Source organism: Pseudoalteromonas aurantia (genome assembly GCF_005886875.1).
GTDB lineage: Bacteria > Pseudomonadota > Gammaproteobacteria > Enterobacterales > Alteromonadaceae > Pseudoalteromonas > Pseudoalteromonas aurantia_A.
This window is the reverse complement of the sequence record NZ_PNBY01000107.1, coordinates 1-22,305: the sequence shown is the minus strand read 5'-3', so window position 1 is coordinate 22,305 and position 22,305 is coordinate 1. Positions and strand designations below refer to the sequence as shown.

Annotated in this window: 21 protein-coding genes and 1 pseudogene; 15 read left to right on the top strand and 7 right to left on the bottom strand. The window is 41.5% G+C overall.

The annotated features are described in order from the left end of the window. Positions 1–223: 223 nt before the first annotated feature. The 3 genes from CWC18_RS21615 to CWC18_RS18125 all read left to right on the top strand — a co-directional run bounded on the left by CWC18_RS21615 (position 224) and on the right by CWC18_RS18125 (position 3,997). The gene (locus tag CWC18_RS21615) at positions 224–415 is read left to right on the top strand and encodes an HDOD domain-containing protein (RefSeq protein ID WP_249930154.1); all 192 of its coding nucleotides are present in this window, start codon (positions 224–226) and stop codon (positions 413–415) included. A 641-nt stretch (positions 416–1,056) separates the two neighbouring features. Further along, positions 1,057–2,568, top strand: coding sequence for a response regulator (locus tag CWC18_RS18130; RefSeq protein ID WP_171041155.1), 1,512 nt, complete (start codon positions 1,057–1,059; stop codon positions 2,566–2,568). Between the two features lie 262 nt (positions 2,569–2,830). After that, a complete protein-coding gene (locus tag CWC18_RS18125) occupies positions 2,831–3,997 on the top strand; it encodes an NRAMP family divalent metal transporter (RefSeq protein ID WP_249930355.1) in 1,167 nt (388 codons plus the stop codon). A 59-nt stretch (positions 3,998–4,056) separates the two neighbouring features. Here the strand turns inward: CWC18_RS18125 and CWC18_RS18120 are convergent, their stop codons facing one another. The 6 genes from CWC18_RS18120 to fadI all read right to left on the bottom strand — a co-directional run bounded on the left by CWC18_RS18120 (position 4,057) and on the right by fadI (position 11,312). After that, positions 4,057–5,142 (bottom strand): energy transducer TonB, encoded by a 1,086-nt coding sequence (locus CWC18_RS18120; RefSeq protein WP_138591722.1) that lies wholly within the window; start codon positions 5,140–5,142, stop codon positions 4,057–4,059. 104 nt (positions 5,143–5,246) lie between these two features. After that, positions 5,247–5,522 (bottom strand): YfcL family protein, encoded by a 276-nt coding sequence (locus tag CWC18_RS18115; protein WP_138591723.1) that lies wholly within the window; start codon positions 5,520–5,522, stop codon positions 5,247–5,249. Positions 5,523–5,530: 8 nt separating this feature from the next. Beyond that, positions 5,531–6,658, bottom strand: a complete 1,128-nt coding sequence (locus CWC18_RS18110) for an ATP-NAD kinase family protein (RefSeq protein ID WP_138675837.1) — start codon at positions 6,656–6,658, stop codon at positions 5,531–5,533. Continuing rightward, the gene (locus tag CWC18_RS18105; RefSeq protein ID WP_138675836.1) at positions 6,648–7,205 is read right to left on the bottom strand and encodes an elongation factor P hydroxylase; all 558 of its coding nucleotides are present in this window, start codon (positions 7,203–7,205) and stop codon (positions 6,648–6,650) included. The genes CWC18_RS18110 and CWC18_RS18105 overlap by 11 nt, the downstream gene beginning before the upstream one ends. A gap of 586 nt (positions 7,206–7,791) precedes the next feature. After that, the gene (gene fadJ / locus CWC18_RS18100) at positions 7,792–10,002 is read right to left on the bottom strand and encodes a fatty acid oxidation complex subunit alpha FadJ (RefSeq protein WP_138675835.1); all 2,211 of its coding nucleotides are present in this window, start codon (positions 10,000–10,002) and stop codon (positions 7,792–7,794) included. After that, positions 10,002–11,312, bottom strand: coding sequence for an acetyl-CoA C-acyltransferase FadI (gene fadI / locus CWC18_RS18095; RefSeq protein ID WP_138591727.1), 1,311 nt, complete (start codon positions 11,310–11,312; stop codon positions 10,002–10,004). The genes fadJ and fadI overlap by 1 nt, the downstream gene beginning before the upstream one ends. A gap of 293 nt (positions 11,313–11,605) precedes the next feature. Between fadI and CWC18_RS18090 the strand changes: the two genes are divergently transcribed. From CWC18_RS18090 to CWC18_RS21100, 12 genes are all read left to right on the top strand, one after another. Next, a complete protein-coding gene (locus CWC18_RS18090; RefSeq protein WP_138591728.1) occupies positions 11,606–12,562 on the top strand; it encodes an AAA family ATPase in 957 nt (318 codons plus the stop codon). Positions 12,563–12,564: 2 nt separating this feature from the next. Next, the gene (locus CWC18_RS18085; RefSeq protein WP_171041154.1) at positions 12,565–13,512 is read left to right on the top strand and encodes a DUF58 domain-containing protein; all 948 of its coding nucleotides are present in this window, start codon (positions 12,565–12,567) and stop codon (positions 13,510–13,512) included. A gap of 5 nt (positions 13,513–13,517) precedes the next feature. Then, a complete protein-coding gene (locus CWC18_RS18080; RefSeq protein WP_138675834.1) occupies positions 13,518–13,952 on the top strand; it encodes a DUF4381 family protein in 435 nt (144 codons plus the stop codon). Continuing rightward, positions 13,945–14,931: a vWA domain-containing protein gene (locus CWC18_RS18075; RefSeq protein ID WP_138591730.1), complete on the top strand. Its 987-nt coding sequence runs from the start codon at positions 13,945–13,947 to the stop codon at positions 14,929–14,931. Before CWC18_RS18080 ends, CWC18_RS18075 begins: the two co-directional genes overlap by 8 nt. Before the next feature lies 1 nt (position 14,932). Next, on the top strand, positions 14,933–16,840 hold the full coding sequence (locus CWC18_RS18070) for a vWA domain-containing protein (protein ID WP_138675833.1): 1,908 nt from the start codon (positions 14,933–14,935) through the stop codon (positions 16,838–16,840). After that, positions 16,834–18,471 carry a BatD family protein gene (locus tag CWC18_RS18065; protein ID WP_138675832.1) on the top strand — a complete coding sequence of 546 codons (1,638 nt, stop codon included), beginning with the start codon at positions 16,834–16,836 and terminating at the stop codon, positions 18,469–18,471. The genes CWC18_RS18070 and CWC18_RS18065 overlap by 7 nt, the downstream gene beginning before the upstream one ends. Positions 18,472–18,487: 16 nt before the next feature. Further along, positions 18,488–19,051, top strand: coding sequence for a sigma-70 family RNA polymerase sigma factor (locus tag CWC18_RS18060; protein ID WP_283235294.1), 564 nt, complete (start codon positions 18,488–18,490; stop codon positions 19,049–19,051). Then, positions 19,051–19,764 (top strand): DUF3379 family protein, encoded by a 714-nt coding sequence (locus CWC18_RS18055; protein WP_138591734.1) that lies wholly within the window; start codon positions 19,051–19,053, stop codon positions 19,762–19,764. The genes CWC18_RS18060 and CWC18_RS18055 overlap by 1 nt, the downstream gene beginning before the upstream one ends. 116 nt (positions 19,765–19,880) lie before the next feature. Beyond that, the gene (locus CWC18_RS18050; protein ID WP_138591735.1) at positions 19,881–20,732 is read left to right on the top strand and encodes a Tim44 domain-containing protein; all 852 of its coding nucleotides are present in this window, start codon (positions 19,881–19,883) and stop codon (positions 20,730–20,732) included. Between the two features lie 259 nt (positions 20,733–20,991). After that, on the top strand, positions 20,992–21,273 hold the full coding sequence (locus CWC18_RS21610) for a hypothetical protein (RefSeq protein WP_249930153.1): 282 nt from the start codon (positions 20,992–20,994) through the stop codon (positions 21,271–21,273). 18 nt (positions 21,274–21,291) lie between these two features. Next, a complete protein-coding gene (locus CWC18_RS21605; RefSeq protein ID WP_249348120.1) occupies positions 21,292–21,432 on the top strand; it encodes a GrpB family protein in 141 nt (46 codons plus the stop codon). 369 nt (positions 21,433–21,801) lie between these two features. Further along, positions 21,802–21,957: a hypothetical protein gene (locus CWC18_RS21100; RefSeq protein ID WP_171041153.1), complete on the top strand. Its 156-nt coding sequence runs from the start codon at positions 21,802–21,804 to the stop codon at positions 21,955–21,957. An 85-nt stretch (positions 21,958–22,042) separates the two neighbouring features. On the opposite strand, the pseudogene CWC18_RS18040 reads toward CWC18_RS21100, so the two are convergent. After that, positions 22,043–22,305 (bottom strand): annotated as a pseudogene (locus CWC18_RS18040) (kinase); the annotation flags it as partial.

Here is a 22,305-nt window from a genome sequence, read left to right as displayed (position 1 = left end):
AATTTGTCCAATAAAGCTATTTTCTCACTCTCGTCGTTGCTTTCTTTTTTAATAGCCCGCTATTACTGCATAAAAGCGCCTTGATTTTGAGCATAATATCATCATTAGATTGTGCGTAAGTGTGTTTTAAAAACATTGTTTATTCCAAAACCCTTATCCAAACCTGAGGTTAACTACTTTAGTAACAGGGTTTTTAATCAAACAAGCGTTTGATCAAAAACATGTGCTAGCAAGGTTTTGGGATACTGCAACTGAAATAACAGACGTTGCCACACTGTTCGGGAAGGAGATAAAATCCAAAGTACCTGAAGAAAACCTTCATATACTAGGCTTATTTCACGACGCAGAGATACCGGCAATGGCTATGAAGTATGGAAAATATTTAGATGTGTTAACCACCGCGAATCAACCGTAAGCTGGGTTGCCCATGAAGCAACATACTATCAAACTAACCACGCTGTAATTGGAACTTACCCAAAGCAATTTGACAGTGAATATTACATCATCACGACATCGACTATTTCAGTGAAAACCACCCACAGTGATAAAAAACTATGCATGGCGACATTAAAGATGGCTGAAAAATTGATGTATACCAATAAACGCTTTGTGTCTGATCCCGATTGGCCCGATGTTAAAACCGCAGTATTATAAGTCTTGGATTTAGAGGGAGATGACTATCAAGATATCAAAGACGACGCCCAAAAATATTTTATCGAATAGCTGGAAGATATTTCCCCCACTCAAAACCAATACTAAATAATTAACTTTGGTTTCCTCTCTAAATTTATCCTCCGAATAACCGTCTACATCTTTAAAATAATGTAAACAGAGGCAAATAGCACCTTGAATTTTAATTGTTAATAGCATGTAAAACAGGGCATTCTGATTTGCGACTTTTCAAGCGGTACTTATCTTAGAATAATTGTTTGACTCAAAAGTAAGAAATACAAATCAATAATTCAAACTTATGATTTAAATTAAAAAAAGATACATTGCAACATTTACTAAGCACACACCTTCATTCATTCTTTTATTTACGAAGAGAGTATTAAATTGCAACTTCACAATTTAAATATTGCCATTATTGATAAAAGCAAAACAAATATTGAGCTATTAACGACAACCTTACAAAGCTTGGGCGCCTTCAATATAATTGCTTTTTCTCATACGCAGCAGTTCCTGAATGAAATTGAAACACAACAATTCGATGTCTTATTTTTAGATCATAATATTGAGCAATTACATAATCACTATGACATGATCAGTGACCTCATTTTTGCTGATAAACTTTTACCCACGACTCGATTGATATACCTAACATTTAAAGAGACCTCATTTGACTATACTTGTGAGTATCCATTTCATAGTACACAAATGATCACGCGGCCCTTTAATACCGCCCAAATATCAGAGCAATTAAAGCAACATGTACTCCAAATTTCTGAGTTTAAAACTGCTTACCAGTTTATTAGTCAAAAACATTACAAACGGGCACTTTTACATTTAAAAGATCTCAGAAAGCGTAACTATCCAAACTATTTGAAAAAAGCACGTAACCAATTGTTAGTTAACCTATTACAACAACTTGGCCAATATAATATAGCCAAAAAACTGCTTATTCCCCTAGCCGACAGACACATACATTGGGCTTGTTGGAGCTTATTCCACATCAATTATGAACTGAAAGAACTCGACAAATGTAAGCAATTTTTAGCAACACCTCTGATTCAGAAGGTGTACCCTGTGCGTGTTTTCTATTGGCAGATCTACTTGTCGTGGCAAACCAATAAGCGACATATCGCCACCGAGCAAGTATTGGCTTTTGAATTAGAGAAAATGTCTCCAATGATGTTTCGTTTAGGGATAATAACACTGCATGCAAATCAAGAAGTTGAGGCGCTCGACAATTTATTTAATAGAATTCACAGTATACGTAACGAAAACATCGCGTATCAAAACTTTACTAACTACCTGAAAACAAAAGTGCTTTTCTTATCTGCACTGTTTGAGCCGTCAAAAGAACATACTCTCAATGCAAAGCAAAGCTTAATTAACGTGCAAAAAACTATGCAAATGGATAACCCAGATGAATTTAGCACATTAATGATTTCACTGATGATATTAGAGGGGAATCATGGCCCAGCCAAAGAAAAGCTCATACAGCTAGCCGAAAAAAGCAGTGATGACCCAATTCAAGTCATCTTTTTGGCATTTTTATATCATCATTTAGGGGAACATCAAGATGCCTTTGAGTGTATTTATACGGCACATCAATTAATAAACCGCCAACTAAAAAACTGCCAACATGTTTTAGCTGGCTTGATGCACAAAATTGTGTTTGAGAAAATCTACGCAACAAATAAAGCAAGAGCACAGGCCTATGAAAAAATAGGCCGACGTTTATATACATCTGCTGAATATAAAAATGCAGTGAAAATTTATGGCCATGCACTTAACGCTGGCATTCAAAGTAACGAAATTCAATCACGCCTTGATGAATGCGTACACCTTAGTGGTATCACAGACCATTACTATCAAACGCAAATGCACAGGGTCTCTGCTTAGGCCCCAATGAACTAACCTCTAAGCTTACCGCCCCCATCGCCGTAATTGTAAAAATTTTGTTTATATCAAAAATTACACAAGGTAAACTGCTTCTATCGTTCTCGACAATAACATAACTGATAAAACCCACTGTTTTAATAGCCTTTCAAAGGTTATTGACGCAATAATAGCGAGCATGATTTTAATGTGGTTTTGGTAAAAGGATGGTTTAGTGCTGACAAACATGCAACAAAAATTGAGTTCAATTGGACCTGGAATACTCATGGCAACCGCCGCGATCGGGGGGTCTCATTTGGTTGCCGCAACACAAGCTGGGGCACTGTTTGGCTGGCAACTAGTGTGGTTGATCATCGCCGTAAACTTGCTCAAATATCCATTTTTTCGTTTTGGTGTTGAATACACACTACACACTAAAAATAGCGTCATAGAAGGGTATAAACGTCAAGGTAAGGCAATATTTGCGATATTTATTGTACTCAATGTTGTGGCTGCAATCGTCAACACCGCTGGCGTATTGCTCTTAACAGCGAGTCTATTGCATTACGCCCTGCCAGTCCAAGTGAGCGTCACCGCATTATGCTTTGCGATTTTATCTATCTGCTTAGCTATTTTACTGTTTGGACATTACAAAGTACTCGATAAGGCCAGTAAGTGGATTATGGGCTGTTTAACTGTCGCAACGGTGTCAGCTCTCATTATCGCACTGTCCCAAGGAAATGCTCACCCAACACCGGAAGTCATGCCTTACCCTTATCAATTGGCGATGCTTGGTTTTTTAGTGGTTTTAATGGGGTGGATGCCAGCACCTATTGAAATATCAGCCATCAATTCTCTGTGGATCAAAGCCAAATGTAAAAATGCCACACTGAATTATCATCAAGGCCTATTTGATTTTAATCTGGGTTACGGGCTGACGGCTTTATTAGCGTTGGTGTTCTTCGCGCTCGGTGTGCTTGTGCAGTTTGGTAGTGCCACAAAAATAGAGCTCGCAGGGGTTGCATTCAGTAAACAATTAATCGATATGTACACACTGACAATCGGAGAGTGGGCACGCAGCTTGGTTTCTACTATCGCCTTTTTATGTATGTTTGGCACAACACTGACTGTGCTCGATGGATATGCACGCACTCTAAATGAAGCACTTTGCCTATCTCGTAACAATACACCTAAAAATAGCTTAGCCATTTTTATTCTATTACAAGCCTGTTTTGGCATGGGTGTGGTGCTCTTCTTTAAAGCAAACTTAAAAGACATGCTCACCTTTGCCATGACATTAGCCTTTGTAACCACCCCCTTATTTGCTTGGTTTAACTATCGATTGATGATTAATATTGAGAAGCCGCCCGTCGGGGCACTCAAGCTGTTAACTTGGGTAGGGTTAGTCTATTTATTTGGTTTTGCACTGCTCTTTATTTACTGGCGTTTTTGACCTATGCAAAGAACGTGATAGTACTGTGCTATCGCGTTCTTTAAACTGCTTTAATTCGATTAGCGACGAAGACGAAAGTCGAGTTGTACACTCGACGTGGCAGGTACTGCGACTCCATCAACAAATTTAGGTGCATAACGCCATTGCTTGAGCGCTTTAATTGACGCATTTTGAAACGCTTTTCCCTGATCAGGGTTTAAAATCATAATGTCTTCAACAAACCCACTGGGCGTAACTGTGAATTCAAGCTGTACGGACCCTTCACGACCCACCTTAGCAGCCCCTGTAGGGTATTTTGGTTCTTGCCGATAAAGCGGGGTTTGCTCCATATTATCATTCCAAGGCCGCATTTGAGCAATAGCTATGCAATGTTTTGTTGCTGCTTCTCGGTCCCCTTTTCGCTCATAGGCAACAACCAATCTAGAATGTGCAAACAATTCGTAAGGATGCTCAAAATCAAGGTTGTTATCAAAAACATCCACAACATTAGTTAGGCGCTCTATTGCTGCATTATGCCTTTTTCGCCCAGCTTCATACGCAGCAACCCACATGTCCACCTCAAGACGGTACAGCGAATCTACCGGCAAATGAGTTATATTTATTTCGTCTGTGCGTTTAAGGTATTGTTTCGCTTTTCGATAATACTCTAGATTTGTGAACAATATCTTTGCAGCTTCAAAGTTGACTTTAGATTCTAAGACTATGTCTTCGCTGTATTTTGCGATCTTTAGTGCATGCTCAATGTGCGTATGCCAAGCACTGCGTTTTCCACTTTCAACCAAAGACTTTGCCAGTGATAACAACGGGTCGATCAACTGTGGGCTGTGAGTGTTATATAGTTTCTCAGTCGCAATTACAATTTCTCGATATAAAGCAACTTGCTCTTTTTTCCTATCATCCGGCATCGACTCGGCATAGTTAGACGCCAAATTAAGTGTATTTTGTTGACCCTTACCGTATACCTTTTGCCCAAGCAAATAGGCCTTCCTAGCAAGTTCATACTTATCAGTGTCGTTTTTACTTTCCACTGCGTGTTGATAAGCTTGGTAGACTTGATTGAATTCTTGTTGAGTATTCTGACTAGCAAATACATTAGCAGAGCATAATATCAATGCCGCAACTGTTCCATATGCAGATTTTCGCATTCTATATCCTTATTAAAATGACTATTAACACCTTTCATGTCTTTACATTGTAGATAAAAAAGCCGTGCATAACACGACTTAAATCAATTTTATACTGATACTGTTTAGCTAAGCGCTTTAATTTGTTCCCAAATAGATACTACATGGGTTTTATCTTCGTCTGTTAACTCACCGTTGCGATACGCTTTCACTAAGCTTTTTTCTACGTTCTCGTTAAGCTCGTGCGGGCTTAAATCTTCGCCTTCAACTTGGGCATATCCTACAGCGAGGTCAAAGTGGCCACGTAAATAACCACCTGCGAATAGTTCATCATCATTCGCTTTATCAACGAGATCATCAAAAAATTTCTGGGCGGCTGTTACATAGTCTTGAAATGACATTATCTCTCCTAATTTAAATCTGGGTGGCCTACGGCATACATCACATAGTCATTGTACCCTGTGATCACACGAATATAACCACTTAATTCATTATCTAGCGATTGATCACCCGTATCTGCAATGAGTGGACGTCCATTCAGCGCTTGTAATTTAGTTTTTGTTGCAACAATTATAATATTCTCACGTCCCACCTTACGTATTAAAGCTGGGCTCAATTGTTGATTACCTCGTCCAAAAATGTGCCCTTGGCCCCCGATAAGCGTGATCACTAATTTAGTTGGGCAAGTACCGGTACTATCATAAAGCTGCGCTGCCGTCATATCTTGGCCTATCAAAACATGATCTTTTATCAGATCAACACCTAACAAGGTATTATCTAAGCCTAACTCTTCCATTATTGCTGCAACAGTAGACCCTGAGCCCATAATATACAGCTCATCTTCGTCCATTTCACTGATCACATAGGCAGCTAGATCAGCAAGCACTAATTCATCAGTTTCTTTACCACCGTTTTTTACGCTTTGGACGTAACGAAGTTCTGAGGGCACCTGCATTTCACCATAACGCTTTGCTTTAACAGTCCCTTGTCGAAAAGCAGCCTCATCAATATCCATAACATTCGCACCAGCCAGTGTGACAAGCTCGCCCTTAACTAACATTTCAACGACTCTACCAGCCGCCTTAGGTGTAATAGCATAAACCCCCGAATGTATCTTACACCCAGCAGGCACACCCAAAACAGGAACATTATCAGCAACCACAGCACAAATGTTTCTGGCCGTTCCATCTCCCCCTGCAAACAAAATCATATCGACACCTTGCGCTAAAATTGCTTTTGCAGCCGCTTCAGTATCTTGTGGGCTAGTCTTAATCCCTGTAGTAAACACAAGCTGTGTTTCAAAGCCAAGTTCTTTTGCACAATGTTCACCCATATCACCATTGACAGTGTAAATTTTGAGCTCTTCGGCATAAGGCACTAACAGTTCTAATGCTTGTCGAGTACGCAAATTGGCCTTTGGTACAGCACCCAATGCCAGTGCTTGCTCAGCTGTATCATCACCATCACTGCCCTTGAGGGCCACACTGCCACCTAAACCTGCTACTGGATTAATAATTAAACCAAGTTTAAACTGCATCTAAGAATTCCTCTGGGCATTGCCATTCAAACTGTTCAGCCGTTAGTGGCCAAGGTGTACCATAAAAGTCGCTTAACGCCTTTAGTAACCTATCTGTTCGTTCGCTAAAACCTTCTTCAACTAAGCGTAACACTTGCTTATGTACACGTGTTTGGAAACTAAAACGGCATGTTTGCGCGCCATTTAAATTATCTATCGAGACATTAAAAGCAAACCCAGCAGCAATACTCAGTGCCCACTCTATCGCCTGCGGTTTCACTTCTGCATTTTCAAACTCTAATTGCTGCTCTTTGTTACGGCCATCAGGGCAATACCAATAGCCATAGTCTTCTAACAATCTACGATGTTCTCCTGCCACTAACCAATGTGCAATTTCATGCAACGCACTTGCATAAAAGCCATGGGCAAACACAATTTGATGAAATGGTGTTTCAATACTTGCTGGGATATAAACAGGCTCATGCTGACCTTTTATAAGCTTGCAGTTATACGCTTGATAAAAGCTCTCGTCGAATATACGAATTAGATCGTGGATCTGATGTGTCAAAGTCGTAATAGTTCCAAGTTAAAGGGGGTAAGACAATCGCGCTATTGTAAGGTTTTTTGCCGCTAATGTAAAAAACAAGCCCCCTTCGTCGCGGACTGATGCCCGGTAAAAAACACGACTTTACACTCCCTTTTTGCATAATTAAGCTCTCTAAGTTTATAAACTGTCAGCACTAAAACTTCAAATCACGAACGCAATACCAGATTTCGCATCATCAAAATTTTAAAGCGACGGACACGTGGATAAAAACCTTTTTCTCCCCCTACTTTGCTAACCGAGGTTCTGCTTAGCCGCCTTTTAAAAAGCCATGTATTTCAATAACAAACTGTCCACTTAATGAACAACCAGCTCGTCGGTGATAAATAGTAAAAGGACACATATCTGACTTTCTAGGAGCAGAACAATGCGATAAGTAGTCGAGAGAAATAATGAAAGATAAAGCACTTAGTAATGTGCTATCACTAAAGACACAGTGTGTGCCTTTTTTACTTTAATTGCACAATTATGCAGCCTAAAAAAAGCGAATTTTGCAAAAAAAAAGCTATGCAATGCATAGCTTTTTTACAAAATACCGTAAACCCCCTCTTTATGCGGGTTTGCCTTCGCTGTTTTGTTCTGTTATCTCTTCACATTGAACTGCTTTAGTTGTGTTTGTGTCTTCACTGGACATCTCTACCAATGTAACTTCAGCCTTGTTACTTGCATAAAAACGACCACCCGATTCAGCCAATTCCATTAAGCTTTCAGCGGGGGTAAATGCCGCATTATCTGATGCATATGTAGAAAGCTCAGAGCATACTTTATTGATCCCACGCTTATCCATATAGCTAAACGGCCCGCCTAAGAATGGTGGAAAACCAATACCAAATATTGCACCAATATCACCATCTCTCGCGCTGGCAATAATGCCTTCATCTAAACACCGCGCGGCTTCATTTAGCATCTGTGCCACACAGCGGCTGGCAATTTCTTGCTTATTTAGTCGCGGGCTCTGAGTTATACCCAATAACTCATAGACTGACTCATCAACTTTTTTACCTTTTTTCTCATAGGTATAAAATCCACGACCGGTCTTTCTGCCAAGACGTTTAGAGTCAATTAAGCGTTCAAATGCATTTGGTGCTTTAAACCGCTCACCCAGCTCTTTTTCTAAAATTGGTGCGATTTTAGACCCAATATCAATACCTACTTCATCTAACAAAGCCAAAGGTCCAACAGGGAATCCAAATTCAATCAATGCCTGATCAATTTTATCTATCGGTTCACCCGCAAGGAGTAAATTAGCGGCTTCATTGACATACGGCGCCAAAATACGATTGACATAAAAGCCCGCCTTGTCCTTTACCACGATTGGGGTTTTGCCCTGCTTACGCGCAAAGTTGACTGTGCGTGCAATGGTTTTTTCAGACGTTCCAGCATGAGGGATGATCTCTACCAGCGGCATTTTTTCAACTGGAGAAAAATAATGTAGACCAATCACATTTTCGGGACGTTGTGCTTGTGCCGCAATTTGTGAAATAGGTAAAGATGACGTATTGCTCGCAAAAATTGTATCTTCGCGGCTTTCACGCTCAATATCAGCCACCATACTTTGCTTCAATTGCAAATCTTCAAACACCGCTTCAATGACCATATCCACGTGCTTAAAAGCAGTATAATCAGTTCCACCAGTGATTTTATTCATCGTCAGCTGCAATTCAGCCTTTGACATAATACGGCGCTTTTGACGCTTTGAAAGAATTTTATAACTGTAATTCATTGCGTTACTCACCCCTTGCTGAGCAACGTCTTTTATACGCACTAAAGCACCGGCTTTTACTGCACTTACATGCGCAATACCCGCTCCCATTAAGCCACCCCCTAATACCGCAGTACGCTTAACAGGTTGTGCATCATCCGTTTTGTACTCTTTTTTCATTTCTGTCGTAGCAAAGAAAATACCGCGTAACGACTTAGACACGTCAGTCATAACTAAATCGGCAAACCCTTCAGCCTCGGTTTTGTAGGCTTTTAACTCGCCTAACTCAACCGATGCACGTACCGCCTTAATTATATTCAACGGCGCAGGGTAATGCCCTCCTGTCTTCTTCATAACATTATCCTGAGCTTTCTTGAAGATAATATTACGACCGAACGGGTTTGACTCTAAAAGGCTACTAATTTTATCAAGTTTTGGTTGCGCTGCTTTTGCCTTTCCTTTCGTAGCAAACTTGGCTGCCACATCAAGTAAAATACTGTGTGGTACACTGTCATTCACTAAGCCTGCTTTCTTTGCTTGCTTTGCGCGAACTTGTTTGCCCGTTAGCATCCATTCCAATGCTTTTTGAATACCAACAAGCTTAGGTAAACGCTGAGTGCCGCCGCCTCCAGGTAATAAACCAAGCTGAACTTCAGGTAAACCAAGTTTAGTTATATCACTGTCAGTACAGACTCGATAATCACAGGCTAAAGCAAACTCTAACCCGCCACCCAAGGCTGCACCATGAATCGCGGCAACCGTCGGATAAGGTTGCTTTTTCATAGTGAAAAAGGCCTGCTGGCACATTTCAGACAGTGCTAGCGCATCTTCACGATTTTGCGCGTTATCCAGCATTTTAATATCTGCGCCCGCTATAAAGTTGTCAGACTTGCCACTGATAAATACCATACCAGTGATATTGTCGTCTTTACCTTGTTTTAAGATAGCGAGTAAGTCGTCGGCGAAGCTATCGCGCAGCGTATTCATCTTTTCGCCAGGTACATCAATCGTAACAATAGCAACGCGTCTATCGTTTAATTCATAACTAAATACTGACATTATGCACTCTCCAATACAAAGGCCGCACCTAATCCACCCGCAGCACATGCGGTGGTCAATGCTAACCCGCCGCCACGGCGTTTTAATTCATGTAGGCTTTGCGTAATTAAACGGGCGCCGGTTGCAGCAAACGGATGCCCATATGCCAATGAACCACCATTTACGTTAAATTTATCCATATCAATTTCACCTAACGCTTTTGAGCGACCTAATTGTTCTTTGGCAAACTTATCAGAACCAAACATTTTCATATTAGCCAATGCTTGCGCCGCAAACGCTTCATGCATTTCAATAAGATCTAAATCTTGTAACGTTATTCCTGCTCTATCTAGGGCTATTGGCGTTGAATGGGCAGGGCCCATTAACATATCTTGCTCCACACCTATGGCTGAAAACGCAAAACTGCGCACATAACCCAATATGTCGTAGCCCAGTGCTTTGGCTTTGCTCTCACTCATCATCAGCACAGCTGCGGCACCGTCCGTCAACGGAGTTGCGTTAGCTGCAGTCACTGAACCATGTGCTCGATCAAATACCGGCTTCAGCTTGGCATAACCGTCAAGTGTTGAATTTCCGCGAATGTTATTGTCTTGCTCTATAAATGATTTATAAGGGGGAACATGTGCCGTCATAACCTCCTCAGCCAATAAGCCATCTGCCCACGCTTTTGCCGCTAATGAGTGTGAACGATGGGCCATCGCATCTTGATCTGCGCGACTAATACTATGTGTCTTGGCCATTTGTTCTGCGGTTTGCCCCATAGAAAGGCCGGTAGAATATTCAGCAACCGCTGGCGGGACTGGCATCAAATCTTTCAATCGTAATTTCGAAAAGATCTTTAAACGCTGACCTAATGTCCGCGCTTTGGTCAAATCAACTAAACTACCCGCTAATTTTTTACTAACACCAATAGGTAATACCGAAGAAGAATCCGCACCACCCGCAATGCCTACGGTCGCCGAACCAGCAATAATAGATTCAGCAACATTAGCTATAGCCTGAAAGCTAGTTGCACAAGCGCGCGATACAGAATAAGCGTCAACCGATGTTGGCATACCGGTTCCTAAAACTATCTCTCGTGCTATATTTGGCGCTTCTGGCATTTGGACCACTTGGCCGAAAACCAGTTGATCTATTTCTGTTTTATCAAAATTTAGTCGTTCAAGCATTTCATTAACGACCAACTTACCCAGATCTAATGCGGGTACATGGTGAAAAGCAGTTGCTTGCTTAGCAAATGGTGTACGTAACCCACTTACAATCGCGATTCTATCGCCCTTTGTTGTTTTTAGAATATTTTGTTCAGACATTGATTTTGCTCTCCCGCTGACAGGTCTGACCTGTTTTATTTATCCTGATTCTAAACAACCCCTTTCATAATGCCAATAAAAAATTCAATATAGATGATAAAAGAAGCAACCCCCCCCTACCCTAGTTTGTTTTTCACACAGCTGCAAAAGTTATTGAAAAAACAAGGGAACTAATTAGAAAAACAGAGTCTAATTAAACGCAAAATTATCCATAAATTAATTTGAAAGACTTGAGTTCTTAAGGTGAAATCCTTATAACTTAAGAAAAAATTTGTCAGTACAAGGACAAAGCAATGGCAGTAAATGAATTTTCTGAATTAAAAAACTATCTAGATACGCAAATTATTGGTCAACCTGAGTTGACTCAAGCCTTGTTAATTGCCGTACTAGCGGACGGTCATCTCCTTGTTGAGGGACCACCTGGTTTAGCAAAAACTCGAGCTGTAAATGCACTAGCCAAAGGGATTGAAGGCAGTTTCCAACGTGTACAATTTACCCCAGATCTATTGCCTGCTGACGTCACTGGCACAGACATTTATCGTCAACAAACTAATGAGTTTGTTTTTGAAAAAGGTCCTTTATTTCATAACCTCGTTTTAGCGGATGAAATTAACCGAGCCCCAGCCAAAGTACAATCTGCATTATTAGAGGCAATGGCTGAACGACAAATCACCGTCGGTAAAAACACCTACCCTCTGTCTGATCTATTTATGGTAATGGCGACCCAAAACCCGTTAGAGCAAGAAGGGACATACCCGCTACCAGAAGCACAGCTGGATCGTTTTTTATTGCATTTGAATATTGATTACCCGGGTGCTGGAAATGAGCTGGCTATTTTACGCTTAACACGAGGCGAAGCGCTGACTGAGCAAGCTGCGGCTTTTACACCAATCAGCCAAGCAACCTTATTTGAGGCAAGAAAAAGTGTGCTATCAATGCATTTGGCCGAGCCCCTTGAACAATACTTGGTACAATTGATCATTGCCACACGTGAAGCCAGTAAGCTTGATGCCCAATTAGGTGCATGGATTGAATTTGGTGCAAGCCCTAGGGCAACAATTGCACTTGATAAATGCGCACGTGCTAATGCATGGCTGCATAATCGTGAGTTTGTCACACCAGAAGATATTCAAGGGGTGCTCTATAATGTGCTGCGCCATCGTATCATTTTAAGTTATGAAGCACAGGCCGATGGCATCACCAAAGACCAAGTGATCAGCCGTATTTTAGAACTCGTTCCAGTACCGTAACCATGAGCCAATCTGAATTATCTCCACAGGCGTTTTTAACTCAGTGCCATAGTAATGGCGCTGAGTTAGGCTTGAAAGAGCTATTGTATTACAAGCCCAAAGCCAATTTATTGTCTCTACGCCCAAAACATAAAGTCAAAAGTGCACAAGCAGGCCAATACTTAGCCCCCCATAAAGGTCGTGGCATGGAGTTCGCTGAAGTACGCCAATACCAATATGGCGACGATATTCGTGCTATTGACTGGCGTGTGACCGCCCGTACTGGTGAAGTACATACGAAACTTTACCAAGAAGAAAAAGAACGACCTGTTTTTGTCTTTACCGACTTATCAAATAGCATGTTGTTTGGCTCTCAACTCTTACTCAAGTCAGTACAAGCAGCGCATTTAAGTGCATTGGTTGCGTGGTCAGCAAGCCAACGCGGCGATCGACTTGGTGGCATTGTATTTAGTGAATACGGGCATCATGAACTCAAACCAACTGCGCGAGATAAAGGCGTACTAGCCCTGTGTCATCAATTAGTAGATATACATAAACAAGCGTTGTCGAATCGAGAATTAAACGAAACAAATCGCTTTGAAGAGAACTTAAAACGACTTGGTCATTTAGCAAAACCTGGCAGTTTAATTTATTTGATCTCTGATTTTAGCAACCTAGATGATGCCAGTTTTAAGCAGCTTGAGCGGCTTGCTCGCCACTGTGAATTAATTGGTTGCCATATCACCGACCCATTTGAGCTACAATTGCCGGCGCATCAAGAAGCCTTGACGGTTTGTGCAGGTGAACAAAGCTGGACCTTACCTTTAATGGATAGAGGGTTTCGTGACAAGTTTGCCCAACAGGCTCAATATGCTTTTTCAGTGCGTTTAGAGCGCTTAAAACGCGCAGGCATGACAATGCAAGGGTTTAGTGCAGCCACCGCGCTTGAATCGCAAATTTCGAGGTATTAATTTAAATGCAAGTATCACCACTTGACGCCTTACATGATGTACTGCCCCCGAGTGAAGTCTCTTGGTGGCCTCTCTCGCCAATGGTGTGGGCTCTTCTTATAATTACGCTCTTATTACTATTACTGATAGGCAGATGCGTGTATAAGGCACACTGCCATAAAAAAGCAAAAAAACAAGCCATCGAGCACAGTCAGCAACATCCAGATAATGCTCAAGCACTGCATATCATATTAAAACGACTCACTAAGCATTACTATGGTGTCGCTGCAACCACGCAATCGCAAACGCAATGGGCACACACTTTAAGTCGGTTATCAGGACTGTCATTTAACGAGCAAGAACTCAATAGCCTTTACGCACCAAAGCCTGATAGCCAGTTAGCCAATAAACTGACGCTTGCCATCAATAAATTTAAGCTCAAGGAGAAAATCGATGTTTGAGTTTAGCTGGCCATGGCTTTTTGTGTTGCTACCGCTGCCTTGGCTAATCGCCAAATTTAAGCCAGCACAACATAGTACGCCACAGCGTTTACGCATGCCGAGTTTTGCAAGTTTATCTTCTTTGGCACCCAACATAACGTCACACTCACGAGGCGTATCTTGGCTTGAAGGCTTAGTTTGGGTCTTTCTTGTTATTGCAGCTGCAAATCCACAATGGCTTGATGAGCCCGTCGCTTTACCAAATGAGGGCCGTGATATTATGCTGGCTGTCGATTTATCTGGTTCAATGAACGAGCAGGATATGGAATATCAAGGTCGTTATGTAGATAGATTGTCGGTTGTTAAAGCGGTATTAGGTGAGTTTATTGAACAACGCCAAGGCGATCGCTTAGGTTTAATATTATTTGGCGATACCGCTTTTTTACAAACACCGTTAACACGCGATTTAAACACCGTCAGCCAAATGCTAAGTGAAGCGCAAATTGGTCTTGTTGGCCGTGCCACCGCCATTGGTGACGCACTGGGACTCTCAGTAAAACGATTTAGTCAAAAACAAGACAGCAACCGAATTCTGATCTTACTGACCGATGGACAAAATACAGCGGGTAACCTCAAGCCTGAAGAAGCACTCATTCTCGCCAGAGAAGAAGGCATAAAAGTCTACACCGTCGGAGTCGGCTCAGATGGCCGAGGTGGTTTTAGTTTATTTGGCATGGGGGGATCTGCGGGTAGCAGTATTGATGAAGCAACTTTAAAACACATCGCCTCTGAAACCGGCGGTAGTTACTTTAGAGCAAAAGATGTCAGTGGCTTGCAAAAGATCTATCAAGAACTTGACGAATTAGAGCCAATCAGTGATGAAGCTCAAACCTTTCGACCGCAACTTGCTTTGTTTTTCTGGCCATTGCTTAGCGCACTCGCGCTTATAATGCTTACCATCTTAATCAAAGCCCTACGCGGCTTAAAACAGGAGGCCTAATATGGAGTTTATGTTTATTAGACCCGAATTACTGTGGTTATTAGTACCCTGGTTTATATTAACGTCGCTGCAATTTATAAAAAATGCAAAACATAAACGCAGCCCATTAATTGCGCCACACTTAGCGAATATTATGCTCAGTGAGGGACCGCAAAAAAGTAAATCACACAGCCCTTTGCTTATCGCTGTGTTTATGCTCATCGCCATTATATGCGCCGCCGGCCCTAGCTTCGAAAAACAACAAGTGCCTGTATTTCAAACGAAACAAGCTCGAGTTGTGCTGATGGATATGTCTTATTCAATGTACTCTACAGACATTGCCCCTAACCGCTTAACCCAAGCTCGCTTTAAAACTCTCGATATGATTGACCTCTTTAAGGAAGGCGATACCGCATTGGTCGCTTACGCTGGGGACGCATTTACCGTATCTCCACTGACCAGTGATGCGCAAACATTGCGTAACTTAATACCGAGTTTAAGCCCAGAAATAATGCCGAGTAAGGGCTCAAATGTACTTGCAGGGCTTGATCAATCAATCTCATTGCTTAAACAGGCTGGATATCAAAATGGTGAAATCGTACTCATTACTGATGGCCTTGACCAAGACGATGTAGATGATATTCGCTCTGAATTAAAACACCACACTTACACACTCCATATCTATGCGGTGGGTACCGAGCAAGGTGCTCCTATTGCATTGCCTGAAGGTGGTTTTTTAAAAGACAATTCAGGGCAAATTGTTGTACCTAAGCTAAATGTGTCTCGTCTATCAAGCTTAGCGCGCAGTCAAAATGGGCAATTTGCCGCTTATTCTACTGCGGCTCATGACTTATCGATATTTAAACCACAGGTTGATAGTAACCAATTAAATGAAACGCGTCAGAGTGACATGTTATGGAGAATAGATGCGGGCCACTATGGACTGCTGATCTTGTTGCCCCTCGCACTGCTGCTTATTAGAAAAACAGGCCTCACATTATCTTTGCTGGCATTAATGCTAATACCTAATGAACAAGTATATGCCGCGGATTGGCAAGCTTGGTTTAAAAATAATGACCAAAACGCATTATCAGCGTACCAGCAGGAACAATTTTCAGCCGCTGGATCTGCTGATAACTTGGCGCTAAAAGGCGCAGCCCTTTATAAACAAGGTCAATTTGAAGAAGCTGCAAGTGTATTAAAGAATACAACCAGCGCAATTGGTCAATATAACTACGCTAATGCGTTGGCAAAGTCAGGTCAATTGGAAGCTGCGTTAGAAGCATATGACTCAGCCCTTAAACAAGACCCTGAATTTCAGCAGGCGTTTGATAATCAGAAGCTTGTAGAAGACTTGCTCAAACAACAGCAAGAGCAGGATCAATCGCAGGATCAGCAACAAAATCAAGATCAGCAAAACAGCGAGCAACAAGACAACGAGCAACAAGACAGTAATAAATCTGACCAACAGCAGTCTGATAAACAACAGGGTGACGATCAACAACAGTCGGAGTCGGAGCAAGGTAAATCAGATAGTAGCGATCCAAGCAAAGAAGGACAGAATAATTCACCCGATATGCAAAGTGATACTAAAGAACCTCAAGACGAGCCCCAAGAGGAAAACTCAGCCCAAGCACAGCAAGGTGACGAACAAAAAGGTGAAGAAGATAAGCTGACAGAACAAGAAATGCAGGCTCAACAACAAGCACAACAGAATAGACAAGAGCCTGAGCAGAGCCCTGAAGGTATGGGGGAAGTAACCGCTCAGCCTTTAACCCCTGAAGAAAAAGAAAAAGCACAACAGCTCAGTCAATTGCTTAGAAAAGTACCCGATGACCCAGCTATTTTATTAAGAAACAAAATGCAATTAGAAGCACAACAGCGAGCACAACAACAACGCCGCCGTCAAGGAGTTGAAAAATCATGGTAATACGCTTACTGATCCCCTTATTCCTGTTAACTCATAGTTTTAGCGTATGGGCATTTGATACCCTTACCGCAAGTGTTGATAAAAACCCCGTGCTAGTTGGAGAGTATCTAACCTTAACAATAGAGGCCAATGGTAAAGTATCTGGTGCTCAGCCCGACACCAGTGGATTAGCGCAACAGTTTGTCGTCGGCCCCATGAGTGTTGGCTCTCGCACCAGTATTATTAATGGCAGTATGACCAGCCAAACAACTTGGCAAATGCAAGTGTTAGCGCGTAGTGCAGGCACATTTACCATCCCAAGTTTTACCGTCAATGGAAACTCCTCAGAACCCATTACATTGACTGTGGTTGCGCGAGGCAAAGATGACACTGACCAAAAAGACATTTTTATTGAAACCGCTTTAACACCAGATAGTTTGTATGTTCAGCAAGCCGGTTTGTACAAGGTAAAACTCTACATCGGCAAGGATTTACTTGATGGCCAGCTCACCTCCCCAGCCATGAGCGAAGGGCAGATAACACAAATCGGTAAACAAAGTGAAGAATATGAGGTCGTAGATGGCCGCCGTTATATGGTGATCACCAGAGAGTATTTGATTCAACCTCAAAAAAGTGGCAACTTTACCATCGAAGCACCAGCATTTAACGGACAAGTACGTGAAAACTATCGAAGAATGGCAGTATCAGCAATCGCTGAACCGTCAACTGTTGAAGTAAAATCCGTCCCAAATGACTACTCTGGTGATTGGCTGCCAAGCGAATTGGTAGACTTAAGCGAAGAATGGCAACCAAGTGACAATGAAGTAACAGTCGGTACGCCTATAACTCGAACTATGACACTCACCGCCGTTGGGGTCACTAAAGAACAATTGCCCGACATCACCATGAAAGCGATTTCAGGTATTCGTAGTTACCCTGATGAGAGCGATAGAAAACAGCTTGCCAGAGATGGTCGTGTCATATCGCAGCTCATCTCCTCGTTTGCACTCGTGCCACAAACCCCAGGCACCTATACTTTGCCGGAAATAAGCGTCCCCTGGTTTAACACTGTGATTAAACGCGTTGAATATGCCACACTCCCTGCCAGAACCATCACGGTGATTGCCGATATTAATCAAATCGCGACACCAAATGTGCCTGCAACTCTCACTCCCCCTGCAATTGCACAAACGCCCAATACCATTTCACCGGCACCTGCCACCGTCGAGGTAACGCAAAAAGCATGGTATGACTGGTTAATATTAACATCAGGGTATGTGCTGTGGTTCGCCACGGTTATTATCTGGTTTATGCACAAAAGAAAACCTGACAGCGTTACTGCTGCGCCAAAAAACCTAACCTCCGAAGCCACACTTAAAGATTTACAACAAGCCGCAAAGCTTGGTGACAACCGTCAATTTTATAACGCGTTGCGCCAATACCTGAAACGCCAAGAGCCCACCTTGCACTTAGACGCATGGCTCACTCAATTAGGCACTTCAGAACTCAGTGCTGAAATTGCAAAATTACAAGCGTCTCTTTATAGTAGTGATGAACAATCGGTCGATTTAAACGCAGTTTATCTCTTAATCGAACAAACAATAAAAAAGAGAACAATGAAAGATGAGAAACACTTAACTCAGCTATACTGAGTTAAGTGAAAAAATAATCAAAGAATGCTGCAATAAAATTGACAACAACAAGGTCTTACTTAGCATGGCCATTAAAAAAAAGCGTTACGAAGCCTTGGTTCAGGTATATCACAGCGAATTGTATCGATTCGCTTATTGGTTATGTCATGATCCAACCATCGCAGAAGACTTAGTGCAAGAAACATTTTTACGGGCTTGGCGTTCTCTGGAATCATTGCAAGATGACAAAGCCGCAAAGCCTTGGTTACTGACAATTTTGAGACGCGAGAATGCTCGACGTTTTGAGAGGAAACAATTTGATTATGCCGATGTAGAAAATAACACTTTAGAGGATAACAAAAGTGTCACTCTTGACGATGAGATGGAACAAACCGTCATACACAGGCAAATTAATAAACTATCGCCTGAATATCGAGAGCCGCTCTTATTGCAAGTTGTAATGGGATGTTCTGGAGAAGAAATAGCAGACATTTTAGAGTTGAACAAAAATACGGTGATGACACGCTTGTATCGTGCCCGTAATCAGCTAAAAGAGGCGCTCACTGATAATCATGAACCAATTAAAGGGGCATTAAACTGATGGATGAATTAGAGTTTCGTCGTCGACTTTTTGCAGATCCCAATGACACGGAAGTAATTGATCATGCAATTAAAAATCCTGAGCAGCAAAGCTTGGTAAATGAACTACAAGACTTTGACTCACAATTAAAAAGTGCATTACAGGTCGATGTGCCCGTAGGGCTTGCAGATCGTATCTTAGAAAAGCAGCATAATGATGAAGCAAGTAATGTGGTAAACATCGCCTGGTATCGCAAATACAATAAACCATTTGCAACAGCTGCAAGCATGGTGCTCGCAGTCGGTATTTATTTGATGAGTGCAACCAATTCCCCATTACAAGCGGGTGAGCATGCACTAGAACACGTATATTATGAAGTTAATGCCCTGGAGCGACGTCAAGAAGTCGCATTGCAAGTTGTTAATGAAAAACTCGCAATGTTCGGGGCGCAATTTAACAGTTTGCCCGGAAAAGTAACCTATGCCACATTTTGTAATTTTAAAGGCCAGAAAAGCCTGCATTTAATATTTCAATCTGAACACGGCCCAATGACTGTTTTTATCGTACCTGCTCAAAACAACGATTATAAGCAGGAAAATGGCCATTTCAGTGATGAACGTTTTACCGGCTTTATCGCCAATGGACAAAAAGCAGACACCATACTTGTTGCAAACCTAGGTACTCCTGTGGAAGATTATCAAACTAAAATAAACGGCGCACTACGCTGGTTATAAAGGTTTACAAAAAGGCGCTTTGCGCCTTTTCTTTTCGGCGTCATTTCATCGATTTATATTTATCTTCCGAACGAGTTTCTTTAAAATCCTAACGACTTAAGATTTATAGGATTGTTATGAGAAACTTTATAGTATTGTTTTCGCTAATCTCACTATTATTTGCCACAAGCTTTGATGTTGAAGCGCGCAAAAAATTTGGTAGTAAGAAATCAGGTAAAACCCACCAAACCACCACTGCACAGAAAAAGCAAGTGGATACAAAGTCTTTGGCAGCCAACAAAACAGCTAAGCCAAAATCTAGCAAAAAAGGCATCATGGCGGGCGTACTAGGTGGCTTATTGGCCGGCGGATTAATTGCGTCAATGCTAGGAGATGACTTTGAAGGCTTCCAGTTTATGGAAATGCTTATGCTTGCCATCGCTGCATTTGTTATTTTCAAACTGATCAAAAGCTTCATGGCAAAGCGTCAACAGCCTCAAATGGCTGGTGCGCCGCAATTTAACCAGCAGCAAACATTTAATCAACCTCAACAGTTTCAAGCACAGCAACAGACATCAGGTGGATTTGGCCAACAACAAGAGGTACCATTTAATTTACCTCGTGACTTTGACATCAATGGCTTTTTACAAGGTGCTCGTCAGCACTATCACACACTTCAAAGTGCATGGAATAGCAAAGACTACAGTACAATGGCTGAATACCTAAGCCCTGAGCTTGTTGAGCAATTTAAGCAAGAACGTGAACAACAAGGTGAAGTTGCCACTGAAGTCATGTTTATTGACGCTGAAATGGTTCGTGCTGATACCCAACCACATGTATGGGAAGTGAGCATTATGTTTAAGGGTAAATACCGTGATTTAGGTGATATGCAAGAAGAGCCTATTCATGAAGTATGGCACTTAGAAAGAAAAACAGCCGGTGAGTCACCATGGTTAATTGTCGGTGTTGAAGATCACATCGACAGTTAATCTCGCAGTTAAACAGGCGTCCAAGTAGGCGCCTTGTTAACCATCATAAATTACCAATGTAGCACACAGCCACAGCGTAATCGTTGCAGTGACACCTCTTAGCTCTACTTGAAACCCAATACGTAACTCATTAATATAAAGCATAAATATTAATAAGTAGTGATCAGTTATGGAAAAAATCACGTTTACACAGTACCAGTTGTTCTAGGCAAGTTTTAACCCATGGTGCCCAATTTTTATCGACGTGGCAGACGCCATTATGGCAGAGATTAAACACCCTGACTTTGAGTTTCTGCATTTCGGCTCAAGCTCATTCAAAGTCGCAGGGAAAGGGATCATTGATATTTCACTATTATATCAACCTGGTGCACTAGAACTGGCGATAAAACATCCGGACGACTTCGACTTTTTAAAACAACACAGTCATAAGCCGTTTCCTGACACAAGCCCGCGCAAAGATATTGCGGTAATTTATCTTGGTGAAACCTTCCAAGTACACGTGCATGTTATTGAAAAAAACAGTATCGAACATCATAAGTAATCTCATTTTAAAGCTTATATGTTGGCAAACCCATCTGCACGGGCTGAGTATGAAACACAAAAACGCCGTGTATTAGAGCAAGGGCTATCTCAGCAAGATGATTATGGTAAAGCTAAATCATCTTTTGTAAAAGCCATACTGGATAAACAAGTGTTTTAAATAAGTTTACTGGAAGTGTAAAAAAAAGTATTAATTCACCTAAACACTATTTCCCCCTAACTCAATGCAGGAAATAATTTTGACAACATTTAACAACAAAAAAAGCTATATCTCTCACTCATTTTCATCTTTTCAATGGCGTGTTTTTTTGCTATTAGAATATATGAACTGGAGCAAATACAGTTACTTTTTGCCCCTTTTGCTTTGTATATATATTGTACAGATCATAGATATACGCTTTTAAATAAATTTAAAACGGCAAACTCCATTGACTTTTTTATCAAAAAAGAGGGAGAGCACCTTATCATACAAAACAGTCAATTTATAAAAGGGCGGCAAATCGAAATAAAATGTGCTCGTATATCTATTGTGACGATTAAAGATAACTATTTATCAATTATTGTTGATGGCAATGGTAATGGGTATGACTTTTACCCGATTGCTGATAAAGATCAAATCAAGCACCGGATCATCACCTTGCTTGATAAAGAGCAAGTGAACACTATATGCTTTAATATTGTTTAACCTATAAAAGGTATTTTTAAGCCAGTCATTATGAACTACCCATAATTTATTAAAATATGTGAAGGCATCCGCACTACATCCTGTATTACTCAATAACAAAACGATGTGCTTCATTTACGAAAATGGTTAGATCACTCTGCTTTGGTAATGACGTAAGCCCCCACTCAGTCAAACGTTCAAAGTATTGAATAAATTCAGCGACTTCATGGTCATTCATTCCCTCACCAAGCCTCATCTTAAGTTGTCTCTCTTGCTGTAGTCGCCATTGGTAGACCCTCTCAAATGTGTGTACATCCAAATATATTAATCTGTCGAGTAATGAAAATAACGTAAGCGTCCGGCGAACCC